The following is an 11,670-nucleotide window of genomic DNA, read 5'->3' as shown; positions in this document are numbered from 1 at the left end:
CAATGCACTCTAATTTAAGTACGGGAAATCAATGTGGAGTGTAAGAGTTTGATTTTCCAACTCTGCTTTTCTTTTATCAGCACAACGGTCTCCAACCAATGCACAGAAGATTGTTTACGTTCTTTTGTTATGTCTGAGTAGAGATGGTAGGTAAGCCAGGCGGTTTTTTTATGAACATGAGTGCTGAGAAAGTCAAAAGTATTTTTCCTTATAAAATCACTCGAGGTATTTGATTTTATCGCTTTTTTAATCAGGGTGTCTGCATTCCATAAACTCCCATATTCCAGTAACTCGATGTCTGCAGTCATGTATTTCTTCAGGGTTGTTGAATCCCTGTTTGAAATCGCTTCAAAAAAATTAATGACCGTTTGCTGTACCTCTCGTTCCTTTGTTGTAGGGGAGTTTTGTGACAACAGCATGGTTGACATTGCAAGACCCCATAATAAAAGAAAGATTCTTTTCAAGGTAAATTAATTATTGCACTTCGGGTTTGATACAAATGATGGTCCTTTTTTACAAGCTCACATTTTAAATTGAATGGCCGAGGCTTTCAACAGTATGGTAAATCTTGCAACAAGTATTTAAGAAACCAATTCCTGCATTCCATAAAGTTCGCCGGTAAAATTGGACTGAGTGAGTTGGCTTCATAAAAATAACTAAGTAAAGCTCTATTCACCCTGGCGCATGAAACTAATTATAATAAAATCATACCGAAATTACCTCCGGTAACTCGGATCAATTACTTAGCGGCTCTCTTGGCGATCATCTGGTCTACACCGGAAGTGAATTCCTGAACAGTGGCGGTATAACCTGTTTTGCCAAGCGCATTAATCTGGTATTGATTGGTTTTCTTATCTTTCTCCAGGTCAAAAACCCAGATAGTTGGATATCCAGAAACTTGAAAAGCTTGCTGAAGATTGGCATTTTGGGTTCTGATGGCATCCGGGATGGCTTTACCTCTAGGGAAATCCAACTCCAGAAGGATTACATTTTTCTTTGCCCATGCTTTGAAATCATCTTTAACAAAGACCGCTGCGGACAAACGCTTACACCAGCCGCACCAGTCTGAACCAGTGAAATTAGCCATGATCGGCTTATTGGTTTTCTTGGATAGTGCATAGGCTTCATCGAGATTGACTAACCATCCTTCTTGCTCTGCTTTATAGCCATTGTTGGCATCTTTGGCCGGAGTCTGGGCACATGAAATAAGATTGGCAGAAATTACAATTGCCAGCATCAGAACAGAAGATTTTGAGAAAAGAGATTGAAGCATTTTTAAAAGTTATGGTGGATCAATAATTTACAAAGACAAAACTACAATAAATGATTTTGAGATTGGTTTTATAGGAACTTTTTTAACCCTGATTTAACCAAATACAAGACTAAATACCTTAAAAACAACTTCGTTATCAGTTACTGAGTAGAAAAAACGGGAATTTTTGTGATTTGTTGCGAATTTTAAGAATTTGGAGGAATAAACTTCGTTCATCAGTTGACAGTTAATCCTTAATTTGGCATAATATTGAGGGATCATTTCATTTTAAAGGGGCTCATGAAGTCTTTAAGTCCATAACCTGGTCTTCCTAGCATGAAAAAATACATTGTTTTCATTGGCTTTTTATCACTTTGTCAGATCGTAATCGGTCAAGGTGTTGCCCCCTTTTGTGCGCATGAAGAGTTTCATCGAAATTTATTGAATACCAATCCTGAATACAAAAACGCCTTCCTGGAAATGGAACGCGATATTTATGAATATACCTTGCAATTGAATCAAAACGGTCCTAAATCCAATTTTTCAAAAGTCATTTATACGATTCCAGTGGTCATTCATCTGGTGGTACCTCCCGGGACACCCATAGGTCAAGGAAATAATCTCACTAACCAGCAAGTGGAGAATGGACTTGATTTGTTGAATCAATCCTTTTCCAATGAAGGACCATTCAAAACCAATACAGGGGTCGATGTAGAAATCCGTTTTTGTCTGGCCAGAAGAGATCCTGCCGGAAAGCCTACCAATGGCATCACCCGCACGTTTAGCGATCTGGTCAACGATCCGATGTGCAGTCCGGGTACCAATGCCAACAGCGATGCGGCCATCAAAAGTCTGGTTTCATGGGATTGCCGTCAGTACGTCAACATCTGGTTGGTGACAGATCTGTTCAATGCCAATTTTGGTTGTGGTCTTGCGGGCTTCGCTTATTTTCCGGGGGCGCCTTGTACGGTGGATGGGATTATGCAAGAGGCCAGGTATTGGACTTCTGTAGGTGGTACGACCGTCACTGCGCATGAAATGGGACATTACTTTGGACTGGACCATACTTTTAATGGAGGATGTGTAAACAACAACTGCCTGCTGGACGGGGACAGGGTCTGTGATACTCCTCCGGACAATTCCGCTTCTTTTGCCCCTTGCAATACAAATTCCTGCAATACCGATGCACCGGATCTTCCTGATGACAATACGAATTACATGGATTATTCTTCTTGCCAACCGGTGCATTTCAGTCAAGGACAAAAGACCAGGATGGTGGCTACTCTTGAAACTCGGAGGAACTATCTTATCAGTTCACGCGGATGTCAGCCTGTTGGCAATCTTGATGTGGTTGCAAAAGATATCCGTTTTTTGGCTGATCTATGCGGTGATAGTTTATGCCCGATCATAGTCGCTAAAAATGAAGGCATCAGTACGATCACCCAAATGGATATTCAGTTTTATTTGGATGGTAATCTGGTGGTAACAAATAAGTGGACAGGTAATCTGATTGCAGGACAAACTCAGAATATTTCTTTTAATTGTTTATCCGTACCGGAGGGCATGCATACCGTTTCTTTTTTATTGTCAAATCCTAACAATGGCGTGGATTTCGATTTGTCAAATGACAGCATTTCTTTAAACGTGGAAATCGCGCGTCCACTTAAATTAATTGGCATTGATGTGACGCCCGCTCATTGTATCAGTGATGGAACTGCCGGCATCAGAGTGGAAGGAGGAAAGCCTCCTTATCGTTATCTGATCAGCAACAAAACGTACATCCAGACGGATAGTATGTTCCAGTTACTGGTACCCGGAAATTACAATGCCACCATTACGGATGAAAGGAATTGTACACTAATAAGCAGTTTTGAAATACCTGACAGTTGCAAAAGTTCAAAAAATAAAAAGTTTGTACTCAACCAGGATGCTACCTACCTGGGAAATGATTGTTATCTGCTTACGGAAGAAAAAAATTTTGAAACCGGCAGTGTGTGGTATGAAGATAAAATAGATTTGAGACGACCGTTTGACATATACTTTCAGCTTAATCTGGGTTGCATCGATGGAGCAGGTGCTGATGGGATAGCTTTTGTCCTTCAACCAATCTCCACCTCCATTGGCGTTTCAGGCGGTGGTCTTGGCTATCAGGGAATCAGACCCAGTTTGGCAATTGAATTTGACACTTGGGAAAATGGAAATTTCAATGATCCGGTATATGATCATATGTCTCTGATGAGGAATGGAAATGTGAGCCATGCCTCACCGGATCAGTTGGCTGGACCTGTAGGAATTCTTCCCAATCTTGCCAATGCGGAAGATTGCAAATTTCATAATTGCAGGGTGAAGTGGACTCCGCAGTCAAATTTGTTTCAGATTTATGTAGATTGTCAATTGAGATTGGAATACCGCGGAGACATCATTGAGACTATTTTTAGAGCGGATCCACTTGTCTATTTTGGTTTTACTGCTGCAACAGGAGGAGCGATTAATGTGCAGCAGTTTTGTCTGGATTATGTAAGTGAAATTGCAGCCCTGGATGATTACGTCATTTGCAAAGGAGAATCCATTCAGGTATCCGTACCTTCCAAATTCGCGACCTACTCCTGGAAACCTTCCAACGACATCAACAATCCGACAACTTTTAATCCCATTATCACGCCGGACAGCACCACAACTTATTTTGTAGAATTGGGAGACAGATGCAATATGAAAGTATTTGATACTTTTAGCATTACAGTGCTGGATCCTGAGCTCAATGTAAGTCTGAGTCTGGAAGATTCCTGCAATGCAAAGTCTGTTACCATACTGAGTATTCATACCGGTGCAGCAGACAGCATTACATTATATTCAAGGGATGGAATTAATTTTTCCCGCGACACCATTTACAAATACAATCCATCTTCCCTGATCACTGTATACTCAAAAATTGGTCAGTGCATCCGGCCATTTGTTCAAAAATTACCTCCTTCCATTCCTGATCTGAGAGACAGCGTGTTGTTGGTTCGTGCAAGAAGTTGTAAAGATTCAGGACGTATTGTAATCATTGGACTGGGTGGAATTCCACCTTATCAATATGAGTTGAACAACAATGGCAATTGGCTGAGTCAGGGAATATTTGATCCTTTGGATCCGGGTAGTTATACCATCACCATCCGTGATCAGCGCAATTGCATGGTAAGTCGGCAATTGATGATAGGAGATTACCAACATGTGATTACACTTAAAATGGATTCTGCGCAGTTGGATAAATCTTGTTGCAATCCAACGCCTTTTGTAAACCTCCTTGCAACAGGTTCTTATCCGCTCTATTACTATTCTATGGATGGTGACCGGTGGACAGGAGATGGTTTGTTCAGTGGGTTGTCGATTGGATTACACCAGGCAAATGCCAGGGATGAATTTGGATGTGTTTCAGATACTCTGACTTTTGAGATTATTGATTTAACACAGGTGCAAAACGATACGCAAAAAGTAAATATTTGTGACGGAGCAAGTCATCAGGTAGGCAATAATGTGTATACCAAATCGGGACGTTACAAAGACGTCTTTAGCAATCGATATTGTTGTGACAGCATCATATATACCGATTTGCAAGTTTGGCCGGTTTACATTTTTTCCAACAACAAACAAATCTGCGAAGGTGCTTTTGTTCAGGTGGGTAATAAGCAATATACCGCAACAGGAAATTATACCGACACTTTATCCACCGTTTCCGGATGTGACAGCATTGTCAATACTTCATTGATAGTAAGACCTGTATTTGATCAGGTCAACAACCAAATTATCTGTGCAGGAGAAAGCATACAGGTGGGCAATAAATTTTACGGGAACACCGGAAATTATTTGGATACTCTGAAAAGTATTTTTAATTGCGACAGCATCATTCGAACTTCCTTACAGGTTAATCCGGTCTATGACATGAATTTCCAACCGGTGATCTGTGATCGCGAAAGTGTTCAAGTAGGAAATAAATTTTATTCCAATGCCGGAAGTTATTTGGATACGCTTCAGACTTTAAATGGATGCGACAGTATCATCAGAACTTCGTTAACGGTGCATCCTATATTTGCTTTGCAAAATCCGCGCATGATTTGTGAAGGACAGTTCATTCAGGTTGGATCCAAAAAATATGATCAGGCAGGAGTATTTGTGGATACCCTGAGTACCATCAATGGTTGTGACAGTGTGATCAATACCCGCTTAATTGTAGATCTAGTAACTGCTGCACTTACGGTAGATTCGATTCGTTGTTATGATGAACAATTTGGCGGAGCAAGCGCACAGGCAATCAGAGGAATTCCTGAATTTTTATTCAGTTTTGATGACGGCAGGAATTTTGGAAAATTGAATTCAGTCAGCAAATTGCCTCCGGGTGATTACAAAGTTTTGATCAAGGATTCATTGAATTGCATCGACACTCAGTATTTCAGTTTGATTGTTCCAATCGAATTGGAAACAGAGCTTGAAAATAAAATTGACATCACGCTGGGTGATAAAATAATTCTAAAACCTTTGTTGAACTTCAATCCGGTCACGATACTTTGGTCTCCGTCGGATGGTTTGAGTTGCAGTGATTGTTTGAATCCTGAAGTGAATATTCTGCGATCAAAAAATTATACACTCACCGTTACCGATCGTCTGGGATGCACCAGTACAGCCATTGTTCAGATCCGGGTGGACAACAATACGCAAATTTGGGTGCCCAATGTTTTTTCTCCGAATGGAGATCAGCAAAATGATTTTGTCACGGTGTTTGGAAATCATTCCATCAAGCAAGTAGACGAATTCAGAATCTATGACCGATGGGGCAACCTGGTATTTCTATCCGGCAATTTTATGGTGAATGATCTGCAGGCGGGCTGGGACGGCAACTTCCGTGGCGAGCCAGTGAACCAGGGTGTATTTGTGTATTATGTAAAAGCAACGAGGATAGATGGAACGACAGTGACCCTGGCGGGAGATGTGAGTGTGGTGAGGTAGGAGAAATTGGGAAATTTGAGATGACTGAACGCTCTCTGCGTTAAGCAGAGTATCGTGCGACAGCACGATAAGTGAAGGAACCGCGAAAGCGGCTAACGAGAGAATTAGAGAGTTAGAGAGTTAGAGAATGAGGGAATTAGGAAATTAGAGAATTAGAGAATTTGAAAATTAATAAATGATAGTTGTGTGAGAGATCTCTGATTGTGGTAGCATATCTTGCGAGCAATATCTTAATATTATTTTGAAGAAAATTAAAATTGAAAAAGGTGAATTGGAAATATGCGGTGTTAACACGAATTATTTTTTTAGGAGTGTTTATGAGTTCGTGTGCCAGTAACTCCGGTGGGCAAAATGCGAACCACCTTGACAACAAGGGTATCACTTGCGATGCAACAGGTTTGGGAGATGATCGGTTTGTGATGTGTGGCGAGAGTGGAAAATATGCGGAGCGTTCATCCGGTGGCACCCAGAAAGATGGGTTCGTGGCTTTTGGAAAATTCGGGAGTGAGAACTTTGAGGCCTATGCAATGGGTGATGGTATGCATGATTTCAGGTGGGAAAAAGTGGCTATGTCCGGAAGTAGTCTGGTTTTTTCAGGATATGGATTTAAAGAAAAGCAAGCGGTGATATCTTGTTATGGCAAAGGAATGGAACCGATGTGGTCTTTGGTTTCCGATTCGTTAAAAGGAATTGAAGAACCATCCATGTGTACAGATACAGCCGGAAATATTTTAATGATGCATCGCAATCCGACTGTTTCGCCTTATGATGGATTTATCACTTTGATAAATCCGTCCGGCAACATTCAATGGACTAAAATGATCAGCCTGGTGGATGACATGACAGAACTTCTCCCATTAAGCAACGGAGATTTTCTGATCCATTATTTACAAAAAGGAGCCTACATCGATGCAGAGACCAGGAAGAAATATTTCATGCTGCCCGTGTTGCGAATTTCAACAAAAGGTTTGCTCACCGGACAATATCATTTTCATGCAGACAGGGCTAAGTTTGCAGAAATCAACATCCATAAGGTAATACAATCAGACCAGGGCGAATTGTATTTTATGGGTTCCGCACAGAATCTTGCCCACCGAAAAGACTTATTGATTATTAAATCAGATCTGGAGGGTAAGGTATTTTGGTCGTACACTTATCAGACCGATCATCAACTCGACATTAAATCTGCTTCATGGGATGCAAAAGAAGGTCTGGTAATCATGGCTGATGCCTATGGTTTTACCGGTGGAATCCTGGCAGCAGGAATTGGTTCAGACGGAGAAATGAAATGGAATAATTTAATTCCAACTACTGCCTACGAACAAATGATCGATTTGACATCGGGTAAAGATTACTTCGGAATATTCTATGATAAAATATTAAATTTTGCCACCCTCAAGACCAACAAAAGTGGATTGAGCTGTACATCGCCCGCCTCCAAAATAAATATTCAACGCGAATCTGCAGAGGTGGTCAGCAGCACAAGTAATACCATCGCAGTGCCTCATAAACCTGATTGGAGAACCATCAAGATTTCGATGAGAAAATTGGGCAAACTAAAGGCGATTTCTGATTGTAAGGATTAATATTTTTTTAGGAATTGGATTCTGATTTCCAAATGGAAAACAGAATGTCTAAAGAATCTTGGATCTGTTTTTGAAAAGGAAAAATCAACTTCTGATCATACAGAGAATGTAGAAATCGAGAAGCTTTATGCTCCCATCGTCTAATTGAAGGTTGAGAATGATTTTTTAAAAATAAGTTGCAAGAATCTGGGAATTTGTAGCAACTAATATAGCTGGTATTTAAGAAATCAAAAAGCTTAGTATTCGTAATGAGAGTAGTTTGATCTATTGAATGTTCCAGGGAGTAATTTCTTCGACCTATGTTAGACCCGAGTAAAATAAAAAAGGTCCGGATTTCTCCGAACCTAGTACCCGGGGCGGGACTTGAACCCGCACGGACATTACTGCCCACAGGATTTTAAGTCCTTTCTTTATTGTATTCATATGGTTCGATTTGAATTTATATGATTGATATATAGGTATTTATAAAATTAATTAATGCTCTAAATATCAAATAAGTCCATAAAATGTTCGACCTTTGTTCGACCCGAGATAAATACCATCGTTATGGCATCTATTAAAATCATCCAACGAGTTAATAAACCCAACAAGGAATCAAAGCTACCGCTCTGCATTCAAATAATTAAGGACAGAAAGAAATCTGTAATTCATTTGGGGCAATATTTAGATCCAAATGATTGGGATCAGGTCAAGCAGAAAGTGAAAAAAACTCATCCTAATCACCATGAATTAAACATCTTCCTTTTAAAAAGATTGACTGAAGCGAATAAGAAATTTTTGGAAATAGAAACTCAGAAATCCAGTGCAACTGCAAAAGCAATCCAGCGCAATATAAAATCAAAAGGCTCCTCAAAGTTTATTGGACAAGCTGAAATTTATTTAAACGGCTTAAAACAAAGCGGTAAATACAATCGATATTCTGCTGACAAACCAAGAATAAAAAGATTTATAGAATTTTTGGAAGGTGAAGATATCTCATTTCAAGACATAACTGTTCCTTTGCTCAATAAATTCAAAGCCTATCTTAAGGGCACTAGAGAAATAACAGATCGAACAATTATTAACCATTTAGTGGTAATTAGAACAATATTCAGCCAAGCCATTAAAGATAACCTTGTAGAGAGTAAGTTTTATCCGTTCGGTAAAGATAAAATACGGATTAAATTTCCGGAATCTCAAAAGGTTAGTCTTACTATTGAAGAAGTTAAAAAACTCGAAGATGCTAAACTATCACCTGAATCTTCATTAAATCATGCTCGCAATCTATGGTTATTATCTTTTTATTTTGCCGGAATACGAATATCGGATTTACTTCGTCTGAAATGGTCAGATATTGATGATGGAAGGCTTAGTTATACTATGGGTAAAAATGCAAAAAGTGGTTCTTTGAAAATTCCGGAAAAAGCTACTTCAATCTTGGCAAATTATAAGTCCACTTCCAAGATCAAAACTGGGTTTGTTTTCTCGGACCTTGATAGGGTGTACAATCATTCTGACTTATTTGAAGTTCAAAAGAAAATTTCAAATGCAACTAAAACAATCAATGAAGCATTGCAGAAGCTTGCTTTAAAACTGGAAATTGATAAAAAGCTAACTATGCATATTGCTCGACATACCTTTGGAAATCTATCTGGTGATAGAATTTCAATTCAAATGCTTCAAAAGCTTTATAGACATACATCTATTCTTACTACAATTGGATATCAATCTAATTTTATAAACCAAGATACAGATGAAGCCTTAAATTCAGTTATTAATTTTAGTGATTGATTAATCCAGAAGTATTATAGCAATTTATTTCAATTGCAACTTTTTCCGGTTCATTAGTTATTCCAAATCCTTTAATAAATATCCTTGCAGAGTGTGCAAGTTTTCTCCACCAATTATTGCCTCTAACTTCTAAATTATGCCAATTATCATTTAAGCCTGTTACATACCACCTTACTGAGAAATGCCAGAAATTGCATTTAGTTGGCGTGTGTTCAATAATGCAAATTGCTTCGATTGTTTCATCTCTATGAGTGCATTCAATTTTTTTTCCTTTAATTTCACCTATTCTTACAAACCAGAAACCTCGATTAGTATCAAAAATAAAATCATTTGAATAAATTGGAATAGTAGCTTGATAATTAGGTTCACAATACTCCGTTAATTCTGTTTTTAATATTTCAATTTTTGTATGTTCTGTATCATAAATACCGAAAAGCGAGGTTGATAGATCCGGCATATGTGTTGAACTAGGTTCTCCGATTGCTTTATCGGTCAAGTGCCCGGATACATCATCTGTTAACTTAACGTCAGGAGGAGAAAACCGAATTAAGTGATACTCATCTAAGCTACAACAGAAGATACATTTGTTTTCACCAGGCAATAATATTTTAGGATATAGATGCTGTTCAAACATTTACCCCCAATTCTCTGGTATGTAATGATTTAAAATTAATTTCAGATGTTAGATGATCTATAACTTGCTTAATCGAACCCATATAGCTTTTTACACCACTATTTTTATCGAATTTGCTATAAATGCTTTCATCATCCATTTCTTGAAATTCAAAAAATGATTCAACATAATATATTATATTCTGAACTAAGATCGTGAAAATTATACTTCTATTATAAGTTAATTCGGCGCTTATACTGTCTGGATTGAGACTAAATATACCAGGTAAAATGTTTATAAATATATTATTTAGAATTTTTTTATCATTATTAAGATTATAATATTTACTACTTAACACCATCTCCTCTTCCGCTTTATTTAATAGTTGAACATAAGTTTCATTATCCAATATATCTGATAAATTCAAACTATTATTTAAATTATCGTTTTGGACAAATATGGTTTTACAATAATATTGTGATTCAATAGCAGAATCATTAAATCTAATATTAAAATTATTTTCGATTAACGGTGTTTGTACGAACGGCATTAATATGTTGGATTTAAACTGTTAAAAAAATCTGGTTGTAATAATTTGAAAAAAATTTCCTTTTTAAGGTCATGTGCCTTAGTAATAATTGGAATTAATTGTTCGAAATCATTTTTATTAATATTTAAATTCTCTTTAATAATATCAATATCAATTACTGATGTTGCTTTAATGTTATTTGGATCAGATGTGTTATTTTTATTTAATAATTGAAGTATAACTCTATGCTCGTTATGTATGAATTCAGATGAAAAACTAAATTTATTTGAAATAATTTCAGGGAATCCAAAAGTAAAATTAAACTTGGTAGAAGATCTAATATCAATTTTAGGATATTCGCTATTGTAACGAATTCCTATTCTTAAATAGTTTTCAAGGATGTCTTGATCTTTTATTTCATTGAGTAGTTTTAAAATTTCAGGCATATAATTATCCCATCCTATATAATTATAAATGTTAGAATTCGCATCTTTTTGAATCCCGTTAAATACAAGTGAACCTGGCTGTAAATGCAAGTGAATTTTATTGTTGTAAAAAATATGTTGAATCCCAAGAGGAATTTCTGGACCTTCCTCAACTTTAATATGTTGTATAGGACGATTTGTATAATGATATGTATCATCTAAAATTTTATAAAATAAGCCAATTATTACCTCGAATGGCAATTTTGAAGTATATTTTATTTCTACAATAGCAGATTTAATTCGATCGGGAGTAATTTTTACAGGATTACCCATTTTAATTTTACTATTTATTGAACAATAACGCAAATTAAGTACCAATGGATCAAAATATTGGCAATATACTATATAATATGTAGTTAAATTTCTATAAAGTTAATAAATTTTAAATGTAAAATATATAATTATCAGAATATTAACTAGTTATATTTTTTGCCATAAATTATTTTTATTTG

8 protein-coding genes are annotated in these 11,670 nt (G+C 37.1%); 3 read left to right on the top strand and 5 right to left on the bottom strand.

Annotated elements, in window-relative coordinates; all coding sequences use genetic code 11:
- Positions 1 to 14: 14 nt before the first annotated feature.
- The gene (locus IPJ53_13495; protein ID MBK7800111.1) at positions 15 to 464 is read right to left on the bottom strand and encodes a nuclear transport factor 2 family protein; all 450 of its coding nucleotides are present in this window, start codon (positions 462 to 464) and stop codon (positions 15 to 17) included.
- 275 nt (positions 465 to 739) lie between these two features.
- On the bottom strand, positions 740 to 1,237 hold the full coding sequence (locus IPJ53_13490) for a thioredoxin family protein (GenBank protein ID MBK7800110.1): 498 nt from the start codon (positions 1,235 to 1,237) through the stop codon (positions 740 to 742).
- Between the two features lie 351 nt (positions 1,238 to 1,588).
- Here IPJ53_13490 and IPJ53_13485 point away from each other — a divergent pair, with 351 nt between their 5' ends.
- From IPJ53_13485 to IPJ53_13475, 3 genes are all read left to right on the top strand, one after another.
- Positions 1,589 to 6,235, top strand: coding sequence for a gliding motility-associated C-terminal domain-containing protein (locus IPJ53_13485; protein MBK7800109.1), 4,647 nt, complete (start codon positions 1,589 to 1,591; stop codon positions 6,233 to 6,235).
- Between the two features lie 266 nt (positions 6,236 to 6,501).
- Positions 6,502 to 7,821 (top strand): hypothetical protein, encoded by a 1,320-nt coding sequence (locus tag IPJ53_13480; GenBank protein ID MBK7800108.1) that lies wholly within the window; start codon positions 6,502 to 6,504, stop codon positions 7,819 to 7,821.
- Positions 7,822 to 8,367: 546 nt separating this feature from the next.
- Positions 8,368 to 9,591: a site-specific integrase gene (locus IPJ53_13475; protein ID MBK7800107.1), complete on the top strand. Its 1,224-nt coding sequence runs from the start codon at positions 8,368 to 8,370 to the stop codon at positions 9,589 to 9,591.
- Here the strand turns inward: IPJ53_13475 and IPJ53_13470 are convergent.
- Genes IPJ53_13470 through IPJ53_13460 form a run of 3 tightly spaced genes read right to left on the bottom strand, consistent with a single transcriptional unit; the run spans position 9,581 to position 11,491 of the window.
- Positions 9,581 to 10,225, bottom strand: coding sequence for a hypothetical protein (locus IPJ53_13470; protein MBK7800106.1), 645 nt, complete (start codon positions 10,223 to 10,225; stop codon positions 9,581 to 9,583). The two genes, IPJ53_13475 and IPJ53_13470, sit on opposite strands and share 11 nt — an antisense overlap.
- A complete protein-coding gene (locus IPJ53_13465) occupies positions 10,218 to 10,754 on the bottom strand; it encodes a hypothetical protein (GenBank protein ID MBK7800105.1) in 537 nt (178 codons plus the stop codon). The genes IPJ53_13470 and IPJ53_13465 overlap by 8 nt, the downstream gene beginning before the upstream one ends.
- Positions 10,754 to 11,491, bottom strand: a complete 738-nt coding sequence (locus tag IPJ53_13460) for a TIGR04255 family protein (protein MBK7800104.1) — start codon at positions 11,489 to 11,491, stop codon at positions 10,754 to 10,756. Before IPJ53_13460 ends, IPJ53_13465 begins: the two co-directional genes overlap by 1 nt.
- Positions 11,492 to 11,670: the final 179 nt, after the last annotated feature.

The sequence above is a fragment of the Candidatus Vicinibacter affinis genome (genome assembly GCA_016714365.1).
GTDB classification, from domain to species: Bacteria; Bacteroidota; Bacteroidia; order Chitinophagales; family Saprospiraceae; genus Vicinibacter; species Vicinibacter affinis.
The sequence above is the reverse complement of the archived record's forward strand: the minus strand, read 5'-3'. Positions and strand labels throughout refer to the sequence as shown.

Coding starts and splice junctions, on each gene's coding strand:
- IPJ53_13470 (MBK7800106.1), bottom strand. CDS start 10,225: ATGTTTGAACAGCATCTATATCCTAAAATATTATTGCCTGGTGAAAAC.
- IPJ53_13465 (MBK7800105.1), bottom strand. CDS start 10,754: ATGCCGTTCGTACAAACACCGTTAATCGAAAATAATTTTAATATTAGA.
- IPJ53_13460 (MBK7800104.1), bottom strand. CDS start 11,491: ATGGGTAATCCTGTAAAAATTACTCCCGATCGAATTAAATCTGCTATT.
- IPJ53_13490 (MBK7800110.1), bottom strand. CDS start 1,237: ATGCTGGCAATTGTAATTTCTGCCAATCTTATTTCATGTGCCCAGACT.
- IPJ53_13475 (MBK7800107.1), top strand. CDS start 8,368: ATGGCATCTATTAAAATCATCCAACGAGTTAATAAACCCAACAAGGAA.
- IPJ53_13485 (MBK7800109.1), top strand. CDS start 1,589: ATGAAAAAATACATTGTTTTCATTGGCTTTTTATCACTTTGTCAGATC.